Source organism: Bacillus sp. jun7 (assembly GCF_051034795.1).
GTDB classification, from domain to species: Bacteria; Bacillota; Bacilli; order Bacillales; family Bacillaceae; genus Bacillus; species Bacillus velezensis.
The window spans coordinates 3,505,774-3,532,246 of record NZ_CP093219.1 but is presented as its reverse complement, the minus strand read 5'-3'; the positions used below and the strand labels follow the sequence as shown (position 1 = coordinate 3,532,246).

At 47.5% G+C, this 26,473-nt stretch carries 26 protein-coding genes; 5 read left to right on the top strand and 21 right to left on the bottom strand.

Annotated elements, in window-relative coordinates; all coding sequences use genetic code 11:
* Nucleotides 1-104: 104 nt before the first annotated feature.
* From accA to dnaE, 4 genes are all read right to left on the bottom strand, one after another.
* Entirely contained in the window at nt 105-1,082 is a 978-nt protein-coding gene (gene accA, locus MJQ52_RS17555) for an acetyl-CoA carboxylase carboxyl transferase subunit alpha (protein ID WP_007408067.1), read from the bottom strand.
* Nucleotides 1,067-1,939 carry an acetyl-CoA carboxylase, carboxyltransferase subunit beta gene (accD, locus tag MJQ52_RS17550; protein WP_094247666.1) on the bottom strand — a complete coding sequence of 291 codons (873 nt, stop codon included), beginning with the start codon at nt 1,937-1,939 and terminating at the stop codon, nt 1,067-1,069. The genes accA and accD overlap by 16 nt, the downstream gene beginning before the upstream one ends.
* A gap of 328 nt (nt 1,940-2,267) precedes the next feature.
* Nucleotides 2,268-3,500 carry an NAD(P)-dependent malic enzyme gene (locus tag MJQ52_RS17545; protein ID WP_007613079.1) on the bottom strand — a complete coding sequence of 411 codons (1,233 nt, stop codon included), beginning with the start codon at nt 3,498-3,500 and terminating at the stop codon, nt 2,268-2,270.
* 139 nt (nt 3,501-3,639) lie between these two features.
* Entirely contained in the window at nt 3,640-6,978 is a 3,339-nt protein-coding gene (dnaE, locus tag MJQ52_RS17540) for a DNA polymerase III subunit alpha (protein ID WP_094247665.1), read from the bottom strand.
* 142 nt (nt 6,979-7,120) lie between these two features.
* Between dnaE and MJQ52_RS17535 the strand changes: the two genes are divergently transcribed.
* From MJQ52_RS17535 to MJQ52_RS17525, 3 genes are all read left to right on the top strand, one after another.
* Nucleotides 7,121-7,462, top strand: coding sequence for a YtrH family sporulation protein (locus tag MJQ52_RS17535; protein WP_003152438.1), 342 nt, complete (start codon nt 7,121-7,123; stop codon nt 7,460-7,462).
* The gene (ytrI, locus tag MJQ52_RS17530; protein ID WP_071391505.1) at nt 7,459-7,962 is read left to right on the top strand and encodes a sporulation membrane protein YtrI; all 504 of its coding nucleotides are present in this window, start codon (nt 7,459-7,461) and stop codon (nt 7,960-7,962) included. Before MJQ52_RS17535 ends, ytrI begins: the two co-directional genes overlap by 4 nt.
* Nucleotides 7,963-8,067: 105 nt before the next feature.
* Nucleotides 8,068-8,259, top strand: coding sequence for a hypothetical protein (locus MJQ52_RS17525; RefSeq protein WP_003152436.1), 192 nt, complete (start codon nt 8,068-8,070; stop codon nt 8,257-8,259).
* Between the two features lie 17 nt (nt 8,260-8,276).
* Here MJQ52_RS17525 and MJQ52_RS17520 read toward each other — a convergent pair whose 3' ends face one another.
* Nucleotides 8,277-9,218, bottom strand: coding sequence for a DHH family phosphoesterase (locus MJQ52_RS17520; RefSeq protein ID WP_076851396.1), 942 nt, complete (start codon nt 9,216-9,218; stop codon nt 8,277-8,279).
* A gap of 116 nt (nt 9,219-9,334) precedes the next feature.
* On the opposite strand from MJQ52_RS17520, the gene MJQ52_RS17515 reads away from it, so the two are divergent.
* Nucleotides 9,335-9,637 carry a YtpI family protein gene (locus MJQ52_RS17515; protein WP_003152434.1) on the top strand — a complete coding sequence of 101 codons (303 nt, stop codon included), beginning with the start codon at nt 9,335-9,337 and terminating at the stop codon, nt 9,635-9,637.
* A gap of 28 nt (nt 9,638-9,665) precedes the next feature.
* Here the strand turns inward: MJQ52_RS17515 and MJQ52_RS17510 are convergent, their stop codons facing one another.
* The 14 genes from MJQ52_RS17510 to sppA form a co-directional block, all read right to left on the bottom strand.
* Complete coding sequence (locus MJQ52_RS17510) at nt 9,666-10,982, bottom strand: CBS domain-containing protein (protein ID WP_003152433.1); 1,317 nt, start codon at nt 10,980-10,982, stop codon at nt 9,666-9,668.
* A 139-nt stretch (nt 10,983-11,121) separates the two neighbouring features.
* Nucleotides 11,122-11,808 carry a metal-dependent hydrolase gene (locus MJQ52_RS17505; protein ID WP_003152432.1) on the bottom strand — a complete coding sequence of 229 codons (687 nt, stop codon included), beginning with the start codon at nt 11,806-11,808 and terminating at the stop codon, nt 11,122-11,124.
* Between the two features lie 60 nt (nt 11,809-11,868).
* Nucleotides 11,869-12,636 (bottom strand): SDR family oxidoreductase, encoded by a 768-nt coding sequence (locus MJQ52_RS17500; protein ID WP_003152431.1) that lies wholly within the window; start codon nt 12,634-12,636, stop codon nt 11,869-11,871.
* A 137-nt stretch (nt 12,637-12,773) separates the two neighbouring features.
* A complete protein-coding gene (locus tag MJQ52_RS17495; protein ID WP_003152430.1) occupies nt 12,774-12,902 on the bottom strand; it encodes a hypothetical protein in 129 nt (42 codons plus the stop codon).
* Nucleotides 12,903-12,976: 74 nt separating this feature from the next.
* Nucleotides 12,977-14,353, bottom strand: coding sequence for an argininosuccinate lyase (argH, locus tag MJQ52_RS17490; RefSeq protein WP_094247662.1), 1,377 nt, complete (start codon nt 14,351-14,353; stop codon nt 12,977-12,979).
* On the bottom strand, nt 14,350-15,561 hold the full coding sequence (locus MJQ52_RS17485) for an argininosuccinate synthase (RefSeq protein ID WP_003152428.1): 1,212 nt from the start codon (nt 15,559-15,561) through the stop codon (nt 14,350-14,352). Before MJQ52_RS17485 ends, argH begins: the two co-directional genes overlap by 4 nt.
* A gap of 151 nt (nt 15,562-15,712) precedes the next feature.
* A complete protein-coding gene (locus tag MJQ52_RS17480) occupies nt 15,713-16,225 on the bottom strand; it encodes a MogA/MoaB family molybdenum cofactor biosynthesis protein (protein WP_094247661.1) in 513 nt (170 codons plus the stop codon).
* A 99-nt stretch (nt 16,226-16,324) separates the two neighbouring features.
* Entirely contained in the window at nt 16,325-17,512 is a 1,188-nt protein-coding gene (locus tag MJQ52_RS17475) for an acetate kinase (RefSeq protein ID WP_003152426.1), read from the bottom strand.
* A 311-nt stretch (nt 17,513-17,823) separates the two neighbouring features.
* Nucleotides 17,824-18,810, bottom strand: coding sequence for a class I SAM-dependent methyltransferase (locus MJQ52_RS17470; RefSeq protein WP_070082206.1), 987 nt, complete (start codon nt 18,808-18,810; stop codon nt 17,824-17,826).
* 61 nt (nt 18,811-18,871) lie between these two features.
* A complete protein-coding gene (gene tpx, locus MJQ52_RS17465; RefSeq protein ID WP_007613091.1) occupies nt 18,872-19,375 on the bottom strand; it encodes a thiol peroxidase in 504 nt (167 codons plus the stop codon).
* 115 nt (nt 19,376-19,490) lie between these two features.
* Entirely contained in the window at nt 19,491-19,928 is a 438-nt protein-coding gene (ytfJ, locus tag MJQ52_RS17460; RefSeq protein ID WP_094247660.1) for a GerW family sporulation protein, read from the bottom strand.
* Nucleotides 19,929-19,940: 12 nt separating this feature from the next.
* On the bottom strand, nt 19,941-20,630 hold the full coding sequence (locus tag MJQ52_RS17455; RefSeq protein ID WP_069473535.1) for a DUF2953 domain-containing protein: 690 nt from the start codon (nt 20,628-20,630) through the stop codon (nt 19,941-19,943).
* A 77-nt stretch (nt 20,631-20,707) separates the two neighbouring features.
* A complete protein-coding gene (locus tag MJQ52_RS17450) occupies nt 20,708-21,199 on the bottom strand; it encodes an RDD family protein (protein WP_017418361.1) in 492 nt (163 codons plus the stop codon).
* A 13-nt stretch (nt 21,200-21,212) separates the two neighbouring features.
* Nucleotides 21,213-22,220: a signal peptide peptidase SppA gene (gene sppA, locus MJQ52_RS17445; protein ID WP_003152419.1), complete on the bottom strand. Its 1,008-nt coding sequence runs from the start codon at nt 22,218-22,220 to the stop codon at nt 21,213-21,215.
* Nucleotides 22,221-22,401: 181 nt separating this feature from the next.
* On the opposite strand from sppA, the gene MJQ52_RS17440 reads away from it, so the two are divergent.
* Nucleotides 22,402-23,208 (top strand): NAD kinase, encoded by an 807-nt coding sequence (locus MJQ52_RS17440; RefSeq protein ID WP_003152418.1) that lies wholly within the window; start codon nt 22,402-22,404, stop codon nt 23,206-23,208.
* Between the two features lie 16 nt (nt 23,209-23,224).
* On the opposite strand, the gene MJQ52_RS17435 is transcribed toward MJQ52_RS17440, so the two are convergent.
* On the bottom strand, nt 23,225-24,820 hold the full coding sequence (locus MJQ52_RS17435) for an amidohydrolase (RefSeq protein WP_094247659.1): 1,596 nt from the start codon (nt 24,818-24,820) through the stop codon (nt 23,225-23,227).
* A gap of 23 nt (nt 24,821-24,843) precedes the next feature.
* A complete protein-coding gene (gene mbcS / locus MJQ52_RS17430) occupies nt 24,844-26,430 on the bottom strand; it encodes an acyl-CoA synthetase MbcS (protein ID WP_094247658.1) in 1,587 nt (528 codons plus the stop codon).
* Between the last annotated feature and the right edge of the window lie 43 nt (nt 26,431-26,473).

Here is a 26,473-nt window from a genome sequence, read left to right as displayed (position 1 = left end):
AAACCTTACCTATTATACAATTAAATAAATTGTTTTTAAATAAAATTTAAGGAATATCACAAAAATCACAAAAAATAAACGTGAGCCATAGGCTTCACGTCTATTCAGTTTACCCCGATATATTGATCCTCAACCGAAACTTTCCCGATTGCTTTATATTTTTCATAGCGCTGTGAGATCAACTCTTCGGCGTTCAATTGAAGAAGAGATTTTAACGTTTCTTTAAGAATACCGTCAATGTAGCCCGCCTGCTGCTTGATATCATGGTGAGCTCCGCCCTTCACTTCTTTAATCATATCATCAATAATTCCTAATTCTAATAAATCGGGCGCAGTAATCTTCATGGTTTCGGCCGCTTTTTTTGCAAGGCTGGAGTCTTTCCACAAAATGGATGCGGCTCCTTCAGGAGAAATAACGGAATACGTCGAGTTCTCAAGCATCAGCATGCGGTTGCCCACACCTAACGCAAGCGCGCCTCCGCTGCCGCCTTCCCCGATGACGATACAAACGACAGGCACTGTCAGGCCGGCCATCTCGAACAGGTTCTTGGCGATGGCTTCACTTTGTCCCCGTTCCTCCGCCGCTTTACCCGGGTACGCTCCCTTCGTGTCGATGAAGCAGATAATCGGGCGGTTGAACTTATCCGCCTGCTTCATGAGACGAAGCGCTTTGCGGTAGCCCTCAGGGTGAGGCATCCCGAAATTGCGGACAAGGTTTTCTTTCGTGTCTTTTCCGCGCTGATGTCCGATGACGGTGACTGGCATGCCGTGATATTTGGCGACTCCGCCGACAATCGCAGCATCATCTCCGTATGTTCTGTCTCCGTGGCACTCAAAAAAGTCGGTAAACAGGTATTGAATGTAATCAAGCGTCGTCGGCCGGTCGGGAAGGCGTGCGATCTGCACTCTGTCCCACGGCTTCAGATTTTTATAAATCTCATCCTGGAGCTTGCTGAGCCGGTCTTCAAGCCTTGCGATTTCAGCGCTTAAATCCATCTCCGAATCTTGGGTGAATTTTTTCAGTTCGGCGATTTTCGTCTGCAGTTCAATCACCGGTTTTTCAAATTCTAATCTTGCAGCCACTCATGCTCACCTCCTGTTTGGTGCATGTCCAGCAGAAATGCGAGTTTGTCTTTCATGTCGTTTCGGTGAATCACCGCATCAAGCTGGCCGTGCTTTAATAAAAATTCCGCCGTCTGGAAATCTTCCGGCAGTTTTTCCCCGATCGTCTGTTCAATAATACGTCTTCCGGCAAATCCGATCAAGGCGCCCGGTTCAGCGAAATTATAATCACCGAGAGACGCGAAACTGGCCGATACGCCGCCTGTCGTCGGGTGGGTCATGACAGAAATAATCAGTCCCTGCTCCTCACTGAACAGTTTTAATGCAGAGCTTGTCTTTGCCATTTGCATAAGACTTAAGACCCCCTCCTGCATACGTGCGCCGCCGGAAGCGGTAAAGATGATAAACGGGACTTTATCCTCTTTTGCTTTTTCAATTGCAAGCGTGATTTTTTCGCCGACAACCGAACCCATGCTGCCCATTCGGAATGTTGAATCCATGATCGCGATCACGGCAGGGAAACCGCTGATGGTTCCTTTTCCGGTAACCACCGCTTCATTCAGCGATGTTTTCTCACGGTCTTTTTCGATTTTTTCTAAGTATTCCGGGAAACCGAGCGGGTTTTCAGATATCATTCCCTGGTTGAATTCTTCGAATGAATCTTCATCCAGGAGGCTTTCAATGCGCTGCTTTGCATTCATCGGGAAATGGTGCCCGCAGTTCATGCAGACGCGCAGGTTTTTATCTAACTCTTTTGTGAGCATGATTTTTTTACATTTGGGGCACTTTGTCATAATGCCTTCCGGAACATCATGTTTTGCCTGCTCAGACGGCACGGAAGCATATTTTTTCTTTTTTGTGAATATATCCTTTAACAAATGATTACCTCCCTTTTGTGAAGGGTTCTCTTCACTGCATGTCTTCCGATTAGATAGACTTAATAATAACTTTACCGAAACTATTGTACTTTTTTTGTCAAACGGTGTCATCCTCCATTCGACATTTTTTGCTGCAAAACAGACGGAAACGGACGGATTTCATACCGTAAAAAGCGTTGTTCAGCCTTATCTGTCAGCGTTTTCAAAAGAAATAAGGATTCTGCTGAAATTTTTTTAAGACCTGCCCTTAAAAAAATGCCGGCAGTCCGTATATTGAACAGCAGCGCGTTGTTTTTTTCCAACGCGCTGCCATTTCATTTTTGTGTTATTATTCGCCGATGACCGTGAGCTGTCTTGTTTTTTCAGCCACTTCTTCAGGATCGACCGTAATTCTGGCGACGCCCGTTTCCATCGCTGCTTTCGCAACAGCTTTCGCAACGGCAGGAGCCACGCGTTTGTCAAATGGAGCCGGGATGACATAATCAGCGCTTAATTCTTCCTCTGAAACAAGGGAAGCAATCGCTTCAACCGCAGCAATTTTCATTTCTTCGTTGATGTGAGTCGCGCGAACGTCAAGCGCCCCGCGGAAAATTCCAGGGAATGCCAGTACGTTGTTAACCTGGTTCGGGAAATCAGAACGGCCTGTTCCGATTACGCTAGCGCCGGCTGCGCGCGCGTCTTCAGGCATGATTTCCGGATTCGGGTTGGCCATTGCGAAGATAATCGGATCTTTCGCCATGCTCTCCACCATTTCTTTTGTCAGCGCGCCTTCGACTGATACGCCGATAAAGACGTCTGCATCTTTAATGACATCCTGCAGCGAACCGTCGTTGCGGTCTTGGTTTGTAAACTTTGCCACTTCGTTTTTCACCGCGTTCATGCCAGCCGGACGCCCTTCGTAAATCGCTCCTTTAGAGTCGCACATCACGATGTCGCGTACGCCGAAATGGTAAAGAAGCTTAATGATCGCGATGCCTGCCGCTCCCGCTCCGTTTGCCACAACTTTAATGGATGACATGGATTTTCCTGATAATTTCAGCGCGTTTACAAGTCCGGCAACGGTTACGATGGCAGTGCCGTGCTGATCATCGTGGAAAACCGGAATGTTTGTTTCTTTTTTCAGGCGCTCTTCGATAATGAAGCAGTTCGGCGCCGCAATATCTTCAAGGTTGACACCGCCGAATGTCGGTGCAAGCAGCTTCACAGTGTCAATGATTTTGTCCACATCGTTTGTGTCAAGCGCGATCGGGAATGCATCCACGCCCGCGAAACTTTTGAACAGCACCGCTTTCCCTTCCATGACCGGAAGTGAAGCTTCAGGCCCGATATTACCGAGACCGAGAACGGCTGATCCGTCTGTTACGACTGCTACCATGTTCCCCTTCATTGTATAATCATATACTTTATTTTTATCGTCATAAATCTCTTTACAAGGCTCAGCTACTCCGGGAGAGTAGGCAAGGCTTAAGTCGTCCGCGTTTCTGACTTCTACCTTTGCTTTTGATTCCAGCTTTCCTTGATTTACTTTGTGTAAATGTAACGCTTCTTCTCTTAATGACATTCTAAACACTCCTTTTAAGTACTTTGTTACATATTCTGCCGCATAGACTGGTACAATCGCTGGAGGTGAAAAATTTCAGAATCTTTAAATAAGATAGCACAATTGTTTCAATTGTATAACAAAACGATTATTGTTACCACTATTTTAACACGACGTTTTCGCGGCCCAGCAGCTCTTTTAAACGGTATAACGCCTGATGGTCCGCCTGAATATGAAAAGTATCCGGCAGCCTGATCGTCTGCTTGTCTTTTTCATAATATAGATAAACGCCGGTTTCCCCTTTATGCTCCAGTAAAATACGCTTCATCTTTTCCAAAAACTCCTGATTGTGCCGGCTGCCTTCGATTTTGATGTAAACAGACGGCGCTCTGTCTGCCTCCGTCTGTTCAAGAAGAGAGGCGGATGACATGATGAATTGTGTCTTCTCCTGACGCTCTTCCATTTTTCCGGCGGCGAATAAAAGCGCGCCTTCTTTTAACAGCGGAGACAGCCTTCTATATTGGTCAGGAAACACGACGGCTTCCATTTCTCCCGTTTCATCGCTTAATGTGAGAAACGCCATATGCTGACCTGTCTTTGTCCGAATCGTTTTAATGCCCGCGAGCAAAGCGCCGATTGACAGCTGTCCCTTCGGCATCTGCCGCGCTGCTGTGATCGCTTGCGCCCCCCGTTTGTTCAGGAGATCCCTGAAAGCAGACAAAGGATGGCTTGAGAAATAAACACCGAGAGCTTCTTTTTCGAACCGAAGCTTGTCCACGAGCGGAAATTCCTCAGCCTCTACATATTTTGGCTTAATGGAGAACGATTCTTCCAAAAACAATCCCATTTGGTCATCGTCTGCACGAAAAAGTTCAGCGTGCTCTAAAGCCACATCAACGGAAGCCAGCAAGGCGGCGCGATTTTGATTGAATTCGTCCATGGCGCCAGAAAATATAAGGGCTTCGATGGTTTTCCGATTCACGCTTTTTGCAGGTACGCGAAAGCAGAAATCGAAAAGATCCTCGAACGGTTTATGTGTTCTTGCTTTATAAATATCTTTCACTGCCGAGACGCCTACGTTTTTAACGGCCCGCAAACTGTATCTGACGGCTCCGTTTTCCGGCGCAAACGGAAAACCGCTTTTGTTTATTGACGGCGGAAGGACTTGAATCCCGCTCCCCTTCGCTTCATGCAGATATTGCGATATTTTGTCCTCATTGCCGATGACGCTCGTCAACAGCCCGCACATAAAATATAACGGATAATGCGCCTTTAAATAGGCGAGCTGATAGCCGATCATGCTGTATGCGACAGCATGGCTTCTGTTGAATCCGTAGTTAGCGAATTTTACAATCAGATCGTAGACCTCGTTTGCAGTGACTACAGAATACTCCTTTTTTAAGCACCCTTCAACAAAATGGCTTCGCTCTCTGTCCAGAATGTCCTTTTGCTTTTTGCTGACAGCCCGTCTGAGCAGATCCGCTTCACCTAATGAAAACCCTGCCATGCGCGAGGCGATCATCATTATCTGCTCTTGATAGACGATGACGCCGTAAGTGTCACTGAGAATATTTCTTACGTCCTCGTGCGGCACTTCCACACGCGCGCGGCCGTGCTTCCGATCGATAAATAACGGAATATTTTCCATCGGTCCCGGCCTGTAAAGCGCGTTAACCGCGACAATGTCTTCCAGTCTTGACGGCTTCAGGCGCTTCAGCACGTTTCTCATCCCTGATGATTCCAGCTGAAAAATGCCCGTCGTATCACCGTTTGACAATAGCGAGAACGTTTTTTCATCCTGATAAGAAATCTCGGAAAAATCAATTTTCGTATTCGTCTCTTTTTCAATCATCGTTTTAATGGATTCAATAAGCGTCAGGTTGCGCAAACCTAAAAAGTCCATTTTCAAAAGACCGAGATCTTCCAGGTGATCCATCGCATACTGCGTTAAATACACGCCGTCATGCCCTTCTTGAAGAGGGACAACTTCCGAAAGCGGCTCTTTACTGAGAACGACCCCGGCCGCGTGTGTTGACGTGTGTCTCGGAAGACCTTCAATTTTCCTTGCGATCTGAAACACTTTATGAAGAACGGAGGATTCGGACAGCCGCCTGTTCAGCTGAGCGGACTGCCGCCTCGCCTCCTTAAGCGTCATTCCCGGTTTTGACGGAATCAGGCGGGCAAGCTGGTCGGCTTCTTTCGGGCTGATTCCGAACACTCTCCCGGTATCCCTTAACGCCGCCTTTGCGGCCAATGTCCCGAAGGTGATAATCTGGGCGACGTGCATGGCCCCGTACTTATTTTGTACATACTGAATGACCTCATCCCTTCTCGTATCAGGGAAATCGATATCAATATCCGGCATGCTGATCCGCTCGGGATTAAGAAATCTCTCAAACAGCAGAGAATGTTTAAGCGGGTCCACGTCGGTAATGAAAAGCGAGTAAGCGACAAGCGAGCCTGCCGCGGACCCCCTTCCCGGGCCTGTCACAATGCCCTTTTCATGCGCGTACTTCATAAAGTCCCATACGATGAGAAAATAATCACTGAATTTCATGCGCCTGATGACGTCCAGCTCATATTCAAGCCGGCGGACAGCGCGCTCATCAGGAGTGCCGAAACGGATGCGCAGACCCTCATGACAGATCTCCGCCAAATAGTCATCGGCTGATTTGCCGTCCGGCGCCGGAAAAGACGGAAGCTGTGTCTGTCCGAGGCTGACATCGACCCGGCATTGCCGGGCGATACGCGCGGCTGCTTCAATCGCCTCCGGATGCCGCGTGTAAAGCTCTGCCATTTCTTCAGGCGCCCTCAAGTATAAGTCCGGCAGATTCCCGCTCTGATCCTCCCATTTCTCTCCGGCTTTAATAGCGCACAGACAGCTGTACGCATCTTGATCTTCTTTCTTGATATAGCGGACATCCCCCGCAGCGCAGACAGCGATTTCCGTCTCGGCTGACAGGCGGAGAATCTCTTCTGATAGCGTCTCATGTCCTTTAAACGGCTGGTACCCTAAATAAAAACGGCCGTCTCCGAACAGCTCCCGGAATCCTTCGGCAGCCCGGACCGCTTCTTCAAACTTCCCGGCTTGAAGCAGGCTTTCAATGTACCCGTTTTCACCGGGCGTAATGGCGATCAGCCCCTCATGATAGCTCTTCATCCATTTTCGCTTCATGCCGCCCTTTGCCATGGATTGCAGCGCACTTGAGATTTTCACCAGGTTCTGATAACCGGTGTTTGTCTCCGCTAAAAGAATGAGCGGGTGTGCTTCAAGCTCCGTATCGTCCGTGTATATAGAAGCCGTCAGACCGATAATCGGCTTAATTCCGTTTGATTTGCATGCTTTATAAAACTCAATGGCGCCGTACATCACATTTTCGTCCGTCAGCGCCAATGATGAATATCCGAGTTCCTTCGCTTGTGTAACAAGCTCTTTTACAGAAGCGGCGCTGTTTAACAGGCTGTAGCCGCTATGTACTTGCAGGTGAACAAAAGACAATGCCGCCACTCCTTTCCCATACGTTCATTTTGCCTTTCTACATTATAAGACGGGTTTTCTTAAGAAACAAATGTTCTTTTTTGACTCATCATCATACTTGTCCGTTTCCATCAATATGATAGAAAAGTGAGGTGGTGTACATATGGATCAGGAAGCCGGCTTTATGGCGAATTTCATCAGCAGTTATTTTATCGCCCTCGGTGTGTTGCTCGGCGGCGCGCTGATCGGCGGCCTCGGAGCTTATTTATCAGGCGAGCCTCCGCTGACGGCGATCACAAAATTGGCGAACAGGCTGAAGATCTGGGCGCTTGTCGCGGCCATCGGGGGAACATTTGACGCGGTATACAGTTTCGAGCGGGGGCTGTTTGAAGGCAACACGCGCGACATCTTCAAACAGCTTCTTTTAATTATTTCAGCAATGGGCGGCGCGCAGACCGGCTGGCTGATTATTTCATGGCTGACCCAGGAGAATATGTCATCATGAGAATTCCAGAGTATTATAAAAAACCGGGATGGCAGCGTTTTTTTGCGGGAATGATGTGCGGAGCCATCGTCAGCTGGCTGTTCTTTCTGTTTACATACGGAACGTTTCAGGAAGAACAGGTGACGTTAATTGAAAAGCAGCGGGAGCACGCGCGGGATTTAAAAAACCAAATCTCCATCTATCAGAAAGATCTTCATAAATTAAATGAGGATAATAAGCAAAGACTTCTCATCCAAAGTGTTGATGTGAAGCTGATTAATTGGGAAAAATACAGAATTGCCCAGCCTGACAAGATGAAATTTGAGGAGCAGGTGAAAGATAATATTTCTGAAGTCATCACAAAGGATATTGAAAGCGTGTATAAAACAAAGGAACTTTTAAAACGGACGATCGAAAACAAAATATACACCATAAATGAGAAGGAATTTAAAGCTGAAGTAAAGGAACTGACGATTTATACGAGATTGTCTGTCGAAATTCATATTTCTTTTGCGACGTAATTATGTCATTTTTAAAAATTTTCCATAGATCTGTCGCTTTTTTCTCCGCTTTTTTATAAACTGTAGATGAGACATTTTCAACGATTCTGAAGGGAGGAAGGGAAAATGGAGGTTTTTAGTGAACGCCGCTTGGCAAAAGATCATGCAGCCCGAATCAGACAAGGCTATTCCGCATATGCAGAAACAGACACACTCGCTTCCCTCATAAAAAAAGAACTCCAAATCTGTAATCTCCGCGTCTACGAAGACCTGACTGAATTCGGCTGCTGGTTCATCCCCGTGACAGATGAACACTAAGAAAGAGGGTCTCCCCTCTACTTGTGTTCGTTACATACCTCTTCCAGATCAGCAAGAATCTGATCGGTTTCATCCCAGCTGAAGATGGATGCGCCCGCCGCAAGCGGATGTCCGCCGCCATTGTATTTCCGGGCAATTCCGTTGATGACCGGACCTTTTGAACGGAACCGGACTCTGATTTGATCGTCTTCTTCTACGAACAACACCCAAGCGCGGATACCCGAAATATTTCCGAGTGTTCCGACAAGCTGCGACGCTTCAGAAGCGGTGGTTCCATATGTCTCCAAAATGTCTTTTTTAATGAAAACGGAAGCGACGCCGTTTTCAGACAGTGACACATTTTGATAAATAAAGCCGTTAAGCTTCACCACATTTAACTTTGTTTCATACAATTGATTGAACAGCTCTGACGATGAAAATGGGAACTCAATGAGCTCTCCCGCGTATTTTAATGTCTTTTTTGTGGTGTTCGGGAACAAGAAGCGCCCCGTATCACCGACGATACCCGCGTAGATCAGCTCAGCTGCTTTCGTATTCAGTTTCCAGCCGTGCTGCTTTCCTTCCAGGTACAGCTCATAGATCATTTCGCTTACGGAGCTTGCATTCGTATCGACCCATAACAGATCGCCATACGGATCTTCATTTGGATGGTGGTCTATTTTCATGAGCTTTGCGCCGGAATGGTAGCGCTGATCGTCGACCCTGCCTTGGTTTGCGGTGTCGCACACGATGACAAGAGCATCTTTATAGGTTTCGTCATCCACCTCATCGAGGGAATATAAAAAAGACAAGGACGGTTCAGGCTGTCCGACGGCAAAAATATTTTTTTCGGGATACGTTTCCCGCAGGATTTCCGTAAGGCCGCACTGTGAACCGTAGGCGTCCGGGTCAGGCCTCACATGTCTATGTAAGATAATGGTGTCATATAATGATATGGTTCTGATCAGTTCGGATTTCATCGTTTTCTCCTTTTCGTTTTTATTCATTTAATCATACTCTTTATCCATGGAAAAGGAAAATCTTTCAGCAACGGTATAAACGGTTTTGCAAACTCATATAATGGAGGATTTCATTTATGCTGGTTTTTGTTTTTCTCATCGGGCTTTCTGCCTGCTTTTACGTGTATTACAAAGTAAAAGGAATCCAGACGAAACGGGCGCTGGAGAAGGAATGTTTTTCGGCTAAATCAAGTATGGCATTAGGCGCGCTGGTGCTTTTGTACGGAGTAAACCAAATGATTCTGTTTCACTCTGTCCTGACCCTGGTCATCGGCGGCGTCTTCATTTTAATCGGAGCAGGCAGCGCATGGGCCGGGTATAAAGCCTATAAGCATTATGAGCCCATCCATGCAAAGGAAGCGGAGAGGGACCACGCATAATGAATGCCAAGGGACCCGGGTGCGTCCCTTAACTTCTCTCCATCAGCTGCACCATGAGCATCGCTTTTGAAACGATGCCGCTTTGGCTTGACACTTCCACTTCCATTTTCCCGAATTTCCGGCCCGCCTCTAAAATGCGCGGTTTCACTTCAATGACCGACTCCATCTGTACGGGCTTCAGGAAGAAAATCGTAATGCTTTCAATGACCAGCTCGCCGCGTTTGCGGGAGCGTAAAAATCGGCTGGCGGCCTGGGTTAAAATCGTGGTAAACACCCCGTAAGAAATCGTGCCGAGCTGATTGGTCATTTGCGGCGTGACTTCATATTGATAAACGGCCGGCGTTTTGTTATCTTCCTCTTCTTTAAATCCCCTTGAAACAATATCATCCAGCTTTTCTCCGACCTGAGGCTGCTTTTGAACCATCTGAAGCGCTTTTAAGACATCCTGGCGGCTAATCATTCCGATCAGTTTGTGATGCCCGTCTGTCACCGGAAGCACTTCAATTCCTTCCCAAACCATCATTTGAGCCGCTGAGGCGACAGATGTTTTTCCGATCACCGTGACAGGGTTTTTGGTCATTACTTTTTCAATGGGAACTGACCGGTCATGCCCCGCGATATCTTTCGGCGTGAGGATTCCGTGGATTTTCATCTGCTGATCGATAACCGGAAAGCGGCCGTGTCCGGTTTCATAGTTCTTTTCGTACCATTTCTCCAGTTTATCCTTAGGGAACAGCGTCACTGTCCGATCTGCGGGCGTCAAAATATCTTCCACGAGCACAATCTCTTTTTTTATGAGCTGATCATAGATCGCCCGGTTGATCATCGCGGCTACCGTAAAGGTATCGTAGCTCGTGGAGAGAATCGGAAGCTCAAGCATATCGGCCAGCTCGATAATGCTGTCGTCGGTATTAAACCCTCCTGTTACCAAAACGGCCGCGCCCGCTTCAAGCGCCTGGCGGTGGGCGTTGATTCGGTTCCCGACGATTAACAGGTTCCCCGCGGCCGTATAACGCATCATCGCGTCAAGCTCCATCGCCCCGATCACAAACTTATTCAACGTTTTATGCAGACCTGCTTTTCCGCCGAGCACCTGGCCGTCGATCACATTGACGACCTCAGCGTATGTCAGCTTTTCAATATTTTCTTTTTTCTTCTGTTCAATCCGGATGGTCCCCACACGTTCAATAGTGGAAACGAATCCTTTGTTTTCGGCTTCCTTAATGGCTCTGTAAGCCGTTCCTTCACTGACTTTCATTTCTTTCGCAATTCTTCTGACCGAAATTTTTTCACCGACAGGAAGCGAATCTATGTATGATAGGATTTGTTCATGCTTTGTTGCCAAGCGTTTCACCTCTAAGGACAGTCTTCTGCTTTTATTATAAGGGTACGGGGGATTCATTCGCAATGAGACGCCCGAAAAAAGGCGGCATCACAAAAAAGACCTTCTGAATGCTTGATTCAGAAGGTCTTTGACACATATGTCAGGCAAGCTCAATGGTCTCGCCGACCGCCATGACTTTGCCGACGCCTCCGGGCAGACTTTCAGCGAAAGCGTCAGGGTCCTGTTCAATGACGGGGAATGTATTGTAATGAACGGGAACGACCTGTTTCGCTCTCAGCCATTCAGCCGCGAGTTTCGCATCTTCAGGCCCCATGGTGAAGTTATCACCGATCGGCAGAAACGCCAGGTCAATGTGATTCAGTTCCCCGATCAGTTTCATATCTGAGAACAGCGCCGTATCGCCGGCGTGGAAAATCGTTTTGCCGTCAATCGTTAATAAAATCCCGGCCGGCATCCCGGTGTATGTGATGGTTTTGTTTTCTTCATCAGTGACCGCCGATCCGTGGAACGCCTGTGTCAGTTTTACTTTGCCGAAATCAAATTGGTGCGCCCCGCCGATATGCATCGGGTGGACCTTTAACCCTTTAAAGCCGAGATAAACGGCCAGCTCGTTCGGCGCAATGACGAGCGCATCGTTTTGTTTGGCGATCTGCTCTGTATCTCCGACATGGTCATTGTGTCCGTGAGTAAGCAGGATGACATCCGCTTTCACTTCTTCCGGTTTCAAATTTGTCAGACTGTTTCCGGTCAGAAACGGATCAAAAATAATGTTATGGGTTTTCGTTTCCACTTGAATGACAGAATGTCCGTGATAAGTCACTTTCATCGTTTTCACCTCATAAAAAATTAATATTTATCAAGTTCCCTTTTTGACAAACGAAAAAACTTACAGGGATTGATGCCTGTTAATCACATTCAGCCCGCCTGTTGCTTCAATGACCGTTCCGGTTACAAGATCGGAATCTTCTTCACATAAAAAGGCGATGATTCTCGCAATGTCCTCTCCGGTTCCGGACCTGCCGATCGGCGTCTTTTCTTTGCCGATTTTCCGTCTTGCTTCCTCTATAGACGCTTCTTTCATATCTCCTACAATATCGCCCGGGCAGACCATATTGGCTGTAATGCCTGATTCGGCTTCTTCAATCGCAATGGTTTTCGTTAACGAAGCCAATCCGACTTTAGCCGCTCCGAAAGCGGAACGGTGAAGCCAGCCGGGGGCATGGTCCGCTCCTTGAAAACCGTATGTAATAATCCGGCCGAAGCGCTGCTGTCTCATGACCGGGATAACCGCTTTAAACAGATGGAAAACGGCGCTTAAATTCCCTTCAAGCATGCCATACCATTCGTCATCGGAGTAATCGGCAAGCTTTTTGCGCTCAAATATGTACGGCCCGGCATTGTTAATCAGTATGTCAATCCTTCCAAACCGCTGAAGGGCTGCATCGGCGATCCGCATGAGATCTTCTTTCCGGGTTACATCGCCCTTAACGAATTGCAATCTGTCATGGCACCCGGGATAATCCGCCTTCAGACAAGCGACCGCTTCTTCGTCCTGTCTGTAATTCACTGTGACAGAAAAGCCTTTTTCCAGAAGCATTTCAGTCACTTTTCGGCCCAATCCCTTTGTACCGGCAGTGATTAGAGCATGTCGCACATTGAATACCCTCCCCAGGCAACGTAGCCGCTTCAATAAAATCAAGACGTTTCTCCCTCTACTTTACTATAAACAAACGGCAATATCACTTTTTTGCACTTCGTCCGCACGAAAAAAAAGCCGTCTTTACAGACAGCTTAATTTTCTGAAGGAGCAGAGGCTTCCTCCATGCCGACATAACCGCTTTGGTATGCCTCTGAGATAAGCCTGGCCGTTTCTTCACTTTCTTTTTCATCATAGATGTAACGGTCTTGTTCTTTGCGCATTCCTTCTACCTCCCATCTTTTATAGATGTAGGGTGTCTGATATGACGGGAAAATATGAAGGAAATTTCAGCAAATTAAATGCCGGCGCAGGCTTTTGCTTTTACGAGCGCCTGTTCTACCTGCTGAAAACCCGTTCCGCCGTCGCTCATTCTTTTTTCAACCGCATGATGCGGATCGAGCACGGTATAGATATCTTCTTCAAAGAGACTGCTGGCTTGAAGGAATTCTTCAAATGCCATGTCACTTAAATAGATTCCTTTTTCAATACAGCTGTACACAAGCTTGCCGACCACTTCATGCGCTTCTCTGAACGGCATGCCTTTTTTAGCTAAATAATCGGCAAGTTCCGTCGCATTTGAAAAATCTTGTTTTGTCGCTTGTTTCATGATGTCTTTGTTTACTTTCATCGTTTCAATCATGCCCGTGAAAATCTGAAGGCTTCCTTCTACGGTTTTCACCGTGTCAAACATGCCCTCTTTATCTTCCTGCAGGTCTTTGTTGTAAGCGAGCGGGAGCCCTTTCATAATCGTGAAAAGCCCCATCATATCACCGTATACGCGTCCGGTTTTACCGCGGATCAGCTCCGCCATGTCGGGGTTTTTCTTCTGCGGCATCATGCTGCTTCCCGTCGCGTACGTATCATCCAGTTCAATGAATCTGAATTCCTGCGAGCACCATAGAATGATTTCTTCTGATAAACGTGAAAGGTGCATCATCAGCATGCTGCTGCCGCTTAAAAACTCGAGAATAAAATCTCTGTCACTGACTCCGTCAAGACTGTTCTCATAAATGGAGTCAAAACCAAGCAGCTCCGCCGAATAGTTACGGTCTATCGGAAACGTAGTTCCGGCAAGCGCCCCGCATCCGAGCGGCGATATGTTAATCCGCTTCATAGCATCCCGAAAACGTTCTTTATCCCGTTCAAGCATCCAAAAATAAGCAAGCAGATGGTGGGCGAAAGAAATCGGCTGGGCCCGCTGCAAATGGGTGTACCCCGGCAGAATGGTCTCGACATTGGCCTCCGCTTTTTCGATCAGCGCTTTTTGGAACTGTTCAATCAGCACGATGATATGCGAGACATGATCTTTCAAATATAGATGCATGTCGGTCGCCACCTGGTCATTCCGGCTTCTGCCTGTATGGAGCTTTCCGCCTAGCGGTCCGATTTCTTCAATCAGCATTTTTTCAATGTTCAAATGAATATCTTCATAATCAACAGAGAATTCAAGCGTTCCTTCCTCAGCTTTTTGCAGGAGAGTCTGCAGCCCTTGACGGATGGCACCTTCTTCTTCTTCCGTCAGAATGCCGCATTTTTTCAGCATTGCCGCATGAGCGAGAGACCCTGTAATATCCTCTTTGACTAAGTTTTGGTCGAATGTGATGGATGCGCCGAACTCATCGACCCACTTTTCCGGTGTTTTTTGAAAACGGCCTCCCCAAAGCTTCTTCATGCTTCAATCTGCTCCTTCTTTTTCACAATGCTGTTTACTTTTGTCGGCAGTCCCCAAAGCTCGATAAAGCCGATTGCCGCATGATGGTCAAACGCATCGTCTTTTGTATATGTCGCAAGTTTTTCATCGTAGAGTGAATATTCCGACTTACGTCCTTCTACAATGGCATGGCCTTTAAACAGCTTGACTCGCACAACGCCGGTGACGTGCTTTTGGGTTTCTTTCAGGAATGCAAGCAGCGCGTCTTTTAACGGCGAGAACCATAAACCGTTATAGATGATTTCAGACAGTTTTTGTTCAATTGCCGGTTTGAAATGGGCCACTTCTTTCACTAAAGTCAGATCCTCAAGCTCTTTGTGAGCCGTAATCAAAGTCATGGCGCCCGGGCACTCATAAACTTCACGGGACTTAATGCCGACCAGGCGGTTTTCCACATGGTCAATCCGGCCGATGCCGTGTTTTCCGGCAGTCTCGTTCAGCTTGAGAATTAAATCAGCGAGCGGGTAGGTTACGCCGTCGATTGAAACCGGAACACCGGCTTCAAATGCGATTTCGATGATTTCCGGAACGTCCGGCGTGTTTTCAAGAGATGCTGTCAGGTCATATGCCCCTTCAGGCGGCGCCGCCCACGGATCTTCTAATATACCGCATTCATTGGCGCGTCCCCATAGGTTCTGGTCGATGGAATACGGGCTGTCAAGATTGATCGGAATCGGTATGCCGCGGCTTGCAGCGTATTCAATTTCTTCTTCACGCGACCATTGCCACTCACGGACCGGAGCAATGACCTCCAGATCAGGATTTAATGATTTAATGGATACTTCGAAACGAACCTGATCGTTGCCTTTTCCCGTGCAGCCGTGCGCTACGGCCACCGCGTTTTCCTTTTCCGCCACTTCAACGAGTTTTTTCGCGATTAACGGACGGGATAGTGCAGATACGAGCGGATACTTGCCTTCATACATTGTATGGGCCTGCATAGAAATGAGCGCGTACTCCCGGGCGAATTCTTCTTTCGCATCAATCACATACGAATTTACGGCGCCAACTTCCAGCGCTTTTTGCTGAACGAATGCCAAATCCTTTCCTTCCCCAACATCTAAGCAGCAGGCAACAACATCGTATCCCTGTTCTTGCAGCCATTTTATCGCTACAGAAGTATCAAGACCTCCTGAGTATGCCAATACAACCTTTTTTTGTTCTGCCATGTTAAAAGCTCCCTTTGTATAAAAATTAGTTTTAATTAATAAAAATGCATTTTGTATGTATACACTGTAACAAGTAAATTCTGTTTTTTCAAGCCTTTTATAAAAAAAACCCCACCCAATTTTTTGAGCGGAGCAAAGCCTTTTTATACATTTATAAATCTTTTCGGATTTCCCGGAGCACATGAGGCAGTTCAGGAATAATCAGTTTACTCATTGCAAGCTTTACGGCGCCTGAGGAGCCGGGCGTGCAGAAGACTGCGGTATTTCGGATCACACCCGCTGCCGCTCTGGACAAAATGGCGGCGGAACCGATGTCCTCCGTATAGCTCAGCATGCGGAACAGCTCGCCGAATCCCGGGAGTTCTTTTGAAAACAGCGGCGTGACCGCTTCAATTGTGACATCCCTTTCGGCAATGCCCGTCCCTCCGTTTAACAGCACCGCATCTGTATATTCATCCATACAGCCGGATAAAACGGCTTTCTGCAATTCATCTTTTTCATCTTTTACAATGTCATAAGCGACCGTTTCAAATCCTGCTTCTCTGATGAAATCCATCATGACGCGCCCGCTTTTGTCGGTTTCTTTCGTTCTCGTGTCGCTGACTGTAACCACCTTGCAGCGCACGGCTGACGGGGCTTCTTGTTTATGTTCATGCACACTCATTGTTTCACCTCATCGTTTATGTATTAAACATATCGTAACGTTTGACTCTGGGGCATTCAATAAAAAAGCACACCCTAAAGGATGTGCTTTTTTCGATCATTACTGTGCAAGGCGGACAACGTCGCGTGCGATCATGACCTCTTCGTCAGTCGGAATGATGATGACTTTGACAGGAGAGTGAGGGTAGCTGATAAACGCTTCCTCGCCGCGCACGTTGTTCAGCGCAGGATCCCAATATACACCCATGAATTCTAAGCCGCGAAGCACGCGTTCTCTGACTTCAACGCTGTTTTCACCGATACCCGCAGTGAAAATAATCGCGTCAACGCCGCTCATTCTCGCAGCATAAGAACCGATGTATTTATGGATTCTGCTTGCAAACACTTCAAGAGCCGTTTCCGCTCTTTCGTTTCCTTCTTTTGAAGCTTCTACGATATCGCGAAGGTCGCTGGAGAAACCGGATATGCCAAGCAGTCCGCTCTTTTTATTTAACGTATTTAATACTTCATCTGCCGTCTGATCCGTTTTTTCCATAATGTACGGGATCAATGCAGGGTCGATGTTTCCTGAACGTGTTCCCATCGCAACACCCGCAAGCGGTGTGAAGCCCATTGACGTATCAATGGATTTTCCGCCTTCTACGGCCGCAATACTTGCGCCGTTACCGAGGTGGCAGGAAATCAGACGCAAATCTTCAAGCGGGCGGCCGAGAAGCTCAGCTGCGCGCTGTGTCACGTATTTATGAGAAGTGCCGTGGAAACCGTATTTGCGGATGCCGTATTTCTCGTAGTATTCGTACGGAAGGCTGTACAGGTAAGATTGCTCAGGCATCGTTTGGTGGAACGCCGTATCAAACACTGCAACCGCAGGCACATCCGGAAGCACTTCTTTAAAGGCTTTAATGCCGACGATGTTAGCCGGATTATGAAGCGGCGCAAGTTCTGAAATCTCTTCAATCTCACGGATTGTTTCATCCGTAAGCAAAACAGAATCGCTGAATTTTTCTCCGCCGTGAACCACACGGTGGCCGATTCCGTCAATTTCATTTAAATCCTTTATAATACCGAATTCAGTCAGCTTGTGAAGCAGCATCTTCACCGCAACCGCATGATCCGGAATATCTGTCACTTCTGTATTTTTTTCGCCGTTAACAGAGATAGTGAAAACGCTGTCGGCGATACCGATCCGTTCTACTAAACCTTTTGTTAGCACCTTTTCTGAAGGCATTTCGAATAACTGAAATTTTAAAGATGAGCTTCCTGCGTTAATTGCAATAATTTTAGACATAAATGACGCTCCTATCAAAATTCTTCTTCGTTTGTTCGTTCTTTTTTCCCAGACCATAACTGCGGTCCAAAAAATATCTGACTTTTCCATTTAAACATTGTCAACCCAGCATTTCAAGTCAACATCCACATTGGTACCGCTTACAACACGAAGTCGATATTTTCTGATAAATCTCATTTGTGCCAAATGGACGGCACGGCCTTACGGAATATTATTTTCTTTCCTTAATTTGTGTTTTCGCCCTGATTTCCATTCATTTTAAAAAGCGAAAAGCAGCGCGGGATTTTGCGTCTCACACTGCTTTTTCGTCATTATTTTTCTTTTTGAATCCATTGATCCAATTTTGCCATCATCTCCCGCATCGCCTGCTGGTTCGCAAAAGAAGGAAGATTCGCCAAAAGCGCTTGTTTCGGCGGCTTTGTGTCTTCGCCTTTTTTCTGCAAGATTAAAATGCTCTTTGCCTGCGCTTCGTCTTTAAACATCGTAGCCGGCAGCTGGAGAAGGGCGTTGATATACACTTTTTCCGCAAAAAACCGCTTCAGTTTATCGCTTTGCGCGCTGTCAAACAGATGGTTCGGAATCATAAAAAATAAGTATCCGCCCGGTTTTGTATGTTTGACGCTCTGCTCAATAAATAAGTGGTGAGCAAATGAGTGGCCTTCATCCGCTTTCAGCTCAAACGCTTCAGCGCCTTCGTCATTCGGATAGTAGCCGACCGGCAAATCGCAGATAACCGCATCGGCCGGTTCGATAAATAACGGCTGAAGACTGTCCTGGCAGAACAGCTCCATTTCTTTTTCCTGCAGATTCGCCTGAGCATAAGCGATCTTCAGAAGGACATCGTCGATTTCAATGCCGAAGCTTTTTGCCGCTTTGTCAGAAAGCTGGTTTGCCGCGGTCAGCAGAAGATTTCCGGTGCCGCAGGCGGGGTCCAGCAATGTCAGGTCTTTTCGGCCGCCCGTAAATTTATTCACGAGGTAACTGATGAAAAGGCCGATCGTATCAGGCGTCATCTGTCTGTTCGGATGGGACTTATCTTTCAGTCCTTTTAAAATGGCGAGCTGGAACGCCTTGCGGATCCATTCATGCTCCCATTTTCTGAAGTCTGCTTTCGCAAGCAGGCTTTTAAGCTCGCCGGTGTGCTTTTCCTGAAGCGGAAGCTGGTCGGTCGTTTCAAGAAAATACATCTCTCCCGCCTCCGCAAGCCCCTCAATATAAGAAATCTCAAGGCCTTCTGCTATCACTTGAGCGGCTTCATCTAAAAGTTCATAAATCTGACCGACATGGTCGTGTTGCATGCTGTTTCCTCCTTGCCATGAAAAGAGCTCCGCGGCAGCACCCGGAGCTCTTTTTCTCTCTTTACTTGATTAACGCTTTTGCAGCTTCGATAGGCTTTTCATAATTCGGGTGGTTTGTCGCTTCGCTTACGTATTCCGCGTAAACGACTTTTCCGTCCTGATCAAGGACGAATACGGAACGTGCCAAAAGACGAAGTTCTTTGATGTGAACACCGAATGCTTCACCAAATGACATCTCTTTATGATCCGATAATGTTTCCACTTTATCAATTCCGTTCGCTCCGCACCAGCGCGCTTGTGCAAACGGAAGGTCGGCGCTGATTGTATAAACGTTCACATCACCGAGTTTTGCGGCTTCTTCGTTGAAGCGGCGTGTCTGCGCGTCACATACGCCTGTGTCAATGGAAGGAATAACGGATATGATCGTTACTTTCCCTTTCATATCTGCTAATGTCTTCTCTTCTAATCCGTTTGTCAAAACCGTGAAGTCAGGAGCTTGGTCACCCGGTTTCACTTCTTGTCCGATCAGCGTCACGGCTCCGCCTTTAAATGTAATTTCAGCCATTCTGATTCCTCCCTTTATCTATGTATAGCTCTATCATAGTCGAGTTTTATGCAAACTGCAAAGGTTATGCCGCATCGTAAAAAAAGCTAACTGCGGGCGGCAGTTAACTTTTCTGTTATAAATCGATATCCGTTCTTTTTTGGTTCCGGCCTTTTTCATTCTTTTTAAACATATGCTGGATGCGTTCAATCGTTTGAGGCGCGGAGTCTAACAGTTTATCAATCAGATGGGTGTTTTCGTCTAAATGAAGCATACGCACGCCGTTTGTTCCGACAATCAGAAACGCAATCGGCGTAATGGATACTCCGCCGCCGCTTCCGCCGCCGAACGGGAGCTTCTGCTCTTTTCTTTCATCATCGGTTCTTTTTTCAGCCGGCTTTCCTCCAAACTCGCTTCCGCCCGCCGCAAATCCGAATCCGACCTTTGAAACCGTTAAGATTACGCTGCCGTCAGGCGTTTCAACAGGATCGCCGATGATTGTATTCACGTCAATCATTTCTTTTAAATTTTCCATAGCGGTTTTCATTAAACCTTGAATGGGGTGGTCTGCCATATGCGCTCCTCCTTAAACTGATGAATCATTCTTTGAAGCAACCGGAACCGGCTGTTTCTTTCGTATGATAGAAAGTCCGTTCCGCCCGTATTTGAGCAATTTGAAAGCTGCACCTATAAGATGTCCAAAACGAAAAAAGAATATACACTGCAAATGCGTCTTGGATGCAGGCACTTGAAAAGACGGAATGACTTCGTACACCGGTTTATGTATGAAACGCAGATGATCATACAGCATCGCCGTAAGGCCTCCCTTTACGGCCCACAATCCGCCGGCGGCGATTCCCGTAACGGCGGCGTCTTTTATTCCGATAACCGTCACCCATTCGAACTTCGTAACACGGACTCCCGCAAGAAATGAGGCGGCGATTTGGCGCATCTGAAAGACTTGGTGCAGAATCATTTCTATTCTGTGAATGCTCTGTTTGACATCTTCATATGTGATTTTTTTCTTCTCTTTTTTCTGACCTTTCATTTCTGATTTCGTGTCCTGTTTGACATCAATAGACGCGTCTTCGCTGTTTACTTTAATGACGGGCAGCGTTTTTTTAAAACGGACCAGCCCGTATAAGGCCGAGAGTTTAAACGTCAGTTTGTCGTTATCTTTATCGTGAAGATATTCGAAAGTCAGATGGATTTTCATCCTCATGAGCAGCCAGACCAAAATGAGAATGAGAATAACAGCTGCTGCGGCATATCCCATAAGCTTCACTTCCTTAGCAGCATTATCGCCAAAACCCAAAAAAATAAACCCGGACGTTTATTCCGGGTTTACTGCTTTTATTTGCGGTACAGCGCTTCGTGAATCACCGTTGTGTCGGCGATCAAATCGTGAATGCCCTGCTTTTTGGGCGTAAACGCAATGACGATATAGAGAATCCAGATTTTATCGATATATCGCCCCACCGCTTCTCTGAAAATGACGGTGCTCCAAGTCAGCGGCTTTCCGGGCGTCAAAGAAGTGACCTTTAACCCGAAGACCATTTTGCCGAGTGTCTGATGAAACCATTTCGTCATGAACACAAAATAGGCGAGGTAGACGATCAGAGTTGTGACGGAATAAGCTGAGATTGTAAACATTCCGCTTGTTGCCGGGAGCTTCATCAGCGTGAAAATCGGTGAAACGATGAGATGGTTAAGTCCCCAGACCACCAGCCAATCAAGAAGAAACGCCCAAAACCTGATCCAAAAGCCCGCATATGCCTGCTCGGGCGCCTTCTGTTGTTCGGCTTCCTCTTCTTTGCCGTGAAAGCCTTCGTAAGTCGCGTCCATTCTTTCTTCCCCCCTACTTTGCATAGAGATACATCATCCGCGGCGAACCGGATTGCGAAATGAGTTCTTTCATATTCAGAAAATCAATTTCGCTTTTAAACATTTTCGCTGCGCTCATGGAAAAGAGCGAGCCTAATCCGAATCCTTCCTCGTATGTGATGACTGAAGCGTTTTTCATATTTTTATGGTCCTTTTTCATCGCGCTGATCGTATCATCGTAAAAACCGAGCTCATCAACGAGGCCGATTTTTTTCGCTTGTCTGCCGTCGTAAACACGGCCGTCGGCAATTTTTTTCACATCCGCTTTTGACATGTGCCGGCCTTTTGAAATGACATTGACAAATCCTTCATAAGAATCGTTGACCATTGTCTGCATGATCTTTCTTTCTTCCTTCGTCATGTCGCGGGTCGGGGACATGATGTCTTTATGCGCGCCGCTTTTAATGGTTTCAAACTTGATGCCGAGTTCATCGGCGAGCTTGGAATAATTGACGCTTTCCATGATGACGCCCAGTGAACCCGTGAGCGTTTCCGGTGAAGCATAGATTTTATCGGCGGCCGTTGAAATATAGTAGCCTCCCGATGCCGCCATGGAGCCCATGGATACATAAATCGGTTTCTTCGTTTCTTTCTTTAGTTCTTCCAGTTTTTTATGTATTTCCGCGCTTTCGTAAACGCCTCCGCCGGGAGAATTGATTTTCAGTACAATTCCTTTGACGCTTTTATCTTCTTTCGCACGCTCAACCTGTTTTAAAAATGATCTGTGATCATACCCGCCTGAGCTGAGCAGGCCAGCGGACCCGCCGTTATCCTCAATCGTGCCGTCCACTTCAAGCACGGCGATTTTACTGCCGGGGCTGCCCTTATCCAGCGTCACTTCCTCTGTGTCATCTGTCAGTGATGCAAAGTCAGACCCTGTATCTCCGATATTCTTCAGCACCCCGACGGTCACACTTGCAATGACTGATACGCCGAAAATGCCGAGCGCGATGACGAGCGCAATCCATCTTTTTGCATTCATTTGTTCTCCTCCTTTTCTGTCAATATTCGTACGTTCCCCCGTAAAAAAAGATTCATTTTTTTCATGAAGCGCTTTCTCTTAACGGATAAACAGGAAACATGTTACACTATTGCCACAGGTATTTTAACACAATACCTGCTGGGAGAAAAACGTAAATATGACAGCAAAGGAGAATGGGGATATGACCGATCTTCGCCGCAATGTTTATTTTTTTCACAAACAAAACAACGAAACAAAAGAACAAGTCAGCTCCTTGAAGCAGCTTGCTGAATCGCACGGTTTTACAGTTGCGGCTCACCCGGAGGATGCCGGTATTATCGCCAGCATCGGCAGCGACGGCTCATTTCTGCAAGCCGTCAGAAAAACCGGATTCCGTGATGACTGCCTGTATGTCGGCATCGCTAAAAAAGGGAAAGCCCATTTGTACTGTGATTTTCACAGCGATGAGCCTGAAAAAATGGCGGCCAGCATGACCGCGGAACAGCTAGAGGTCAGAAAATACCCGCTCATTCACGTAACGGTGGACGGCAGCAATCATTTTCACTGTTTAAACGAGGTTTCCATCCGTTCAAGCATTATTAAAACGTTTGTGATGGATGTGTTAATTGATGATCTTCATTTTGAGACGTTCAGAGGAGACGGGATGATCATTTCCACCCCGACGGGCAGCACCGCCTACAATAAGTCTGTCTCAGGCGCCGTTGTTGATCCTTTGATTTCCTGCATGCAGGTATCCGAACTGGCGTCGTTGAACAACAACACATACCGTACACTCGGATCTCCGTTTATTTTAAGCTCAGACCGGAAGCTGACACTGCAGGTGGTCCAGGACGGCAATGAGCATCCGATTATCGGGCTTGATAATGAAGCGCTCAGCACGCGGAATGTCAAAAAGGTTGAGATTACACTATCCGATAAAAAAATCAAAACGGTGAAACTGAAAGACAACTCTTTCTGGGAAAAAGTAAAGCGATCATTTTTATCATAAAAAAAGAGGACGGGCATCACTGCCTGTCCTCTTTTTCATATACGATACGGCCGCCGACGACGGTTTTGACAGCTTCCAATTCATGAAGCTTTTTCGGATCCGTCCCGAACGGATCACCGCTGAGTACGGTAAAGTCGGCATCATAGCCGGGGGCGATCCGTCCGCGGCTATGTTCTTTATGGATGATGGCCGCGCTTCCCTCCGTGTAAAGCTGAATGGCTTCGTACACGGTCAGGCACTCTTTTTCATAATAGGCCGGACCTTCCGGATGCTGCTTGCTTGTACGGAGCACAGCCGATTGAATGCCCAGAAGCGGATCGGCCGGCTCAATCGGGGCGTCTGAGCCTCCGGCGCACAGCAGCCCTTTTGACAGCAGTGTTTTCCAGGCGAAAGCCGTTTTCATCCGCTCTTCTCCGAGCCGGTCAATCACCCACGGAAAGTCACTGGCCACAAAATGCGGCTGAAGATCAAGTCCGATCGGCAGCCGGGCGGCTCTTTCAATCAATCCGGCATCTAATACTTGCGCATGAATGAGCCTGTCTAGCTGTCCGGGCTTTGCCGGGTATCTTTCGATAACATCGAGCACCTTTTCAAATGCAAGGTCGCCAATCGCGTGCACGGCGATCTCCATCCCTTTCTCTCTCGCTTTATAAACAAGAGCGGCAAGGGTCTCGTCATCGTGCACCTGAACGCCGGAAACTGACGGATCATCATGATAAGGCTTTTTCAACAGAGCGGTTCTGCCTCCGAGCGCGCCGTCAGCAAAAATTTTCATCGCTCCGTATTCCAGGTAAGGTCCGGTCGATTTATCCAGAGCGCTCCAGCTGTCGACGGCTTCGTGATGAACGAGCAGATGGGCGCGAAAAGGATAAAGGCCGCTGCCGGTTAAAGACTCGTACGCGGCAACGGGAACGGACGGGTCTCCGTAGTATGCCAGATCTTCTGAATGCCCGCCTGTCAGGCCTTTTGACCAGCAGTCCGTAATCGCCGTTTGAAGCGCGCGTTTGACATAGTGAAGTGAGACGGGCGGCAGGGCCTGTGTCACAAGCTCTTGGGCTTTATCCAGCAGAAGGCCTGTCGGACCGGTGCCGTCCCGGACGATAATCCCGCCGTTTGGATCAGGTGTTTCGGTTGTAATTCCCGCCTCGCGCAATGCGGCCGAATTAACCGCAACGGCGTGCCGGCATACCCGCTTCAGCAGGACGGGGCGGTCGGGAAAGAGCGGGTCAAGGTCATGCTTCGTGACGTAATCCGGCCGTTCAAACAGGTTTTCATCCCAGCCTTCGCCGATCAGCCATTCGCCATCTTCCAATTCACGCTCTGCTTCTTTTGCGGCCCGCAGGATCGCTTCTTTTGACGTCAGCTGCGACAAATCGAGGCGAAGCTGTTTTTCCCCGTGTCCGATTAAATGCATATGACTGTCCGTAAACCCCGGGAACATGACAGCTCCATGTAAATCGATTTCCTCCGTATCAGGCGAACCGTATGTTCCTTGGAGCTCCCGGTAGCTGCCCGTCTGCCTGACGACGCCTTCTTCGGTATAAACGGATTCAGTGACATGATTCTTGTCAAGCATTGTATAGATGGTGCCGCCGTGCCAAATCGCTTTCATCCCCGCTCACCCTTTATCCTGTATTATGCTTTTTTATCAGCCTTCAGCCGTTCTTCACGCTGTCTCAGCTCCACACGTCTGATTTTTGCGGACGCCGTTTTCGGCAGGCTTTCGACAAATTCAATTTCTCTCGGATATTTGTAAGGCGCCGTAATTGTTTTTACGTGGTTTTGCAGTTCTTTGACAAGTTCGTCACTGCGCTTTTCATCGTCTTGTAAAACGACATAAGCTTTTACGATTGAACCTCTGATTTCATCCGGGCTTGCCACGACTGCACATTCTTTCACTTCCGGATGCTTCACGAGCGCGTCCTCTACTTCAAAAGGCCCGATTGTATATCCGGAGCTGACGATAATGTCATCATTGCGGCTCTCAAACCAAAAGTAGCCGTCCTCGTCTTTTTTCGCGCGGTCTCCTGTAAGAAAGTAATCTCCGCGAATCTGCTTTTTCGTTCTTTCGGGATCTTTATAATATTCCTTGAATAAAGCCGGTGTGCTCAAATGTACGGCGATATCGCCCGTTTCGCCTGTTTCGCATATTTCGCCTTTATCGTTTATAATCTCTACTTGATTTCCGGGGGTCGGTTTGCCCATGCTTCCCGGCTTAATATCCATATCCTTCAGGACGCCGACTAACAGGGTGCTCTCCGTTTGGCCGTATCCGTCTCTCACTTTAATGCCGAAGTGCTTCCGGAATACGTCAATGACTTCCCGGTTTAATGGCTCACCCGCAGAAACTGCGCTGTGAAGAGCAGAAAGATCATATTTGTTCAGCTCCTCCACTTTTGCCATCAGGCGGTATTCCGTCGGGGTACAGCAGAAGACATTTACTTGATGGCGCTCCAGCAGCTCTAAATACGTCTTGGCGTTGAATCTGCCGTGATAAATGAATCCTGTCGCGCCGCTTCCCAGAACGGCGAGCAGCGGGCTCCACACCCATTTCTGCCAGCCGGGCGCCGCGGTGGCCCACACTGTATCGTCTTCGGAAATATCCAGCCATGCACCGGCTGATGTTTTTAAATGGGCAAAGGCCCAGCCGTGTGTATGTACAACGCCTTTAGGCTGGCCGGTCGTGCCTGAAGTATAGGACAAAAACGCCATGTCCTCTCTTGTTGTATCAGCTGTTTGAAAACTGTCTCCGTCCGCTTCAATCGTTAAGAGGTTTTTCCAGCCGGCATCATTTTCACCGATTGACAATGTCACCAGCTGCTCGGTATTCACCTCGTCAAATGCGTTTATAAATGAAGGATAAACGATAGCGCCTTTCACTTCGGCGTGTTTGATCCGGTATTCAAGGTCTTTGGCGCGCAGCATTTCCGAGCAAGGAATGACGACCATCCCCGCTTTTAAGATCGCTAAATAAACGGCATACGCTTCAAGCACTCTCGGAACCATGACAATCAGCTTATCGCCTTTTTCAAATCCGAGACCTTTCAGGCGGGCTCCGATTTTATTCGTTTCTTCCATCAATTTTTCATACGTCCAGACTTTCTTGCCGCCTGTTTGATCTTCCCAAATAAGCGCGTTCTTCTCTTTGGAACGGCTGAACTTTTCGATTTCATTTACAAGGTTATAGTTCTTTGGGGCGATTAAATCTTCTCGTTTTAACACGAACAACTCCTCACTTTCTTTCCCCATTATACATAAACATAGG

What these genes read in the sequence shown, in the direction of transcription:
- MJQ52_RS17545 (WP_007613079.1), bottom strand. Translation starts at nt 3,500, where the DNA reads ATGTCATTAAGAGAAGAAGCGTTACATTTACACAAAGTAAATCAAGGA.
- MJQ52_RS17535 (WP_003152438.1), top strand. Translation starts at nt 7,121, where the DNA reads ATGGATCAGGAAGCCGGCTTTATGGCGAATTTCATCAGCAGTTATTTT.
- ytrI (WP_071391505.1), top strand. Translation starts at nt 7,459, where the DNA reads ATGAGAATTCCAGAGTATTATAAAAAACCGGGATGGCAGCGTTTTTTT.
- MJQ52_RS17525 (WP_003152436.1), top strand. Translation starts at nt 8,068, where the DNA reads ATGGAGGTTTTTAGTGAACGCCGCTTGGCAAAAGATCATGCAGCCCGA.
- MJQ52_RS17520 (WP_076851396.1), bottom strand. Translation starts at nt 9,218, where the DNA reads ATGAAATCCGAACTGATCAGAACCATATCATTATATGACACCATTATC.
- MJQ52_RS17515 (WP_003152434.1), top strand. Translation starts at nt 9,335, where the DNA reads ATGCTGGTTTTTGTTTTTCTCATCGGGCTTTCTGCCTGCTTTTACGTG.
- MJQ52_RS17505 (WP_003152432.1), bottom strand. Translation starts at nt 11,808, where the DNA reads ATGAAAGTGACTTATCACGGACATTCTGTCATTCAAGTGGAAACGAAA.
- MJQ52_RS17495 (WP_003152430.1), bottom strand. Translation starts at nt 12,902, where the DNA reads ATGCGCAAAGAACAAGACCGTTACATCTATGATGAAAAAGAAAGTGAA.
- argH (WP_094247662.1), bottom strand. Translation starts at nt 14,353, where the DNA reads ATGAAGAAGCTTTGGGGAGGCCGTTTTCAAAAAACACCGGAAAAGTGG.
- MJQ52_RS17485 (WP_003152428.1), bottom strand. Translation starts at nt 15,561, where the DNA reads ATGGCAGAACAAAAAAAGGTTGTATTGGCATACTCAGGAGGTCTTGAT.
- MJQ52_RS17480 (WP_094247661.1), bottom strand. Translation starts at nt 16,225, where the DNA reads ATGAGTGTGCATGAACATAAACAAGAAGCCCCGTCAGCCGTGCGCTGC.
- MJQ52_RS17475 (WP_003152426.1), bottom strand. Translation starts at nt 17,512, where the DNA reads ATGTCTAAAATTATTGCAATTAACGCAGGAAGCTCATCTTTAAAATTT.
- MJQ52_RS17470 (WP_070082206.1), bottom strand. Translation starts at nt 18,810, where the DNA reads ATGCAACACGACCATGTCGGTCAGATTTATGAACTTTTAGATGAAGCC.
- tpx (WP_007613091.1), bottom strand. Translation starts at nt 19,375, where the DNA reads ATGGCTGAAATTACATTTAAAGGCGGAGCCGTGACGCTGATCGGACAA.
- ytfJ (WP_094247660.1), bottom strand. Translation starts at nt 19,928, where the DNA reads ATGGCAGACCACCCCATTCAAGGTTTAATGAAAACCGCTATGGAAAAT.
- MJQ52_RS17455 (WP_069473535.1), bottom strand. Translation starts at nt 20,630, where the DNA reads ATGGGATATGCCGCAGCAGCTGTTATTCTCATTCTCATTTTGGTCTGG.
- MJQ52_RS17450 (WP_017418361.1), bottom strand. Translation starts at nt 21,199, where the DNA reads ATGGACGCGACTTACGAAGGCTTTCACGGCAAAGAAGAGGAAGCCGAA.
- sppA (WP_003152419.1), bottom strand. Translation starts at nt 22,220, where the DNA reads ATGAATGCAAAAAGATGGATTGCGCTCGTCATCGCGCTCGGCATTTTC.
- MJQ52_RS17440 (WP_003152418.1), top strand. Translation starts at nt 22,402, where the DNA reads ATGACCGATCTTCGCCGCAATGTTTATTTTTTTCACAAACAAAACAAC.
- MJQ52_RS17435 (WP_094247659.1), bottom strand. Translation starts at nt 24,820, where the DNA reads ATGAAAGCGATTTGGCACGGCGGCACCATCTATACAATGCTTGACAAG.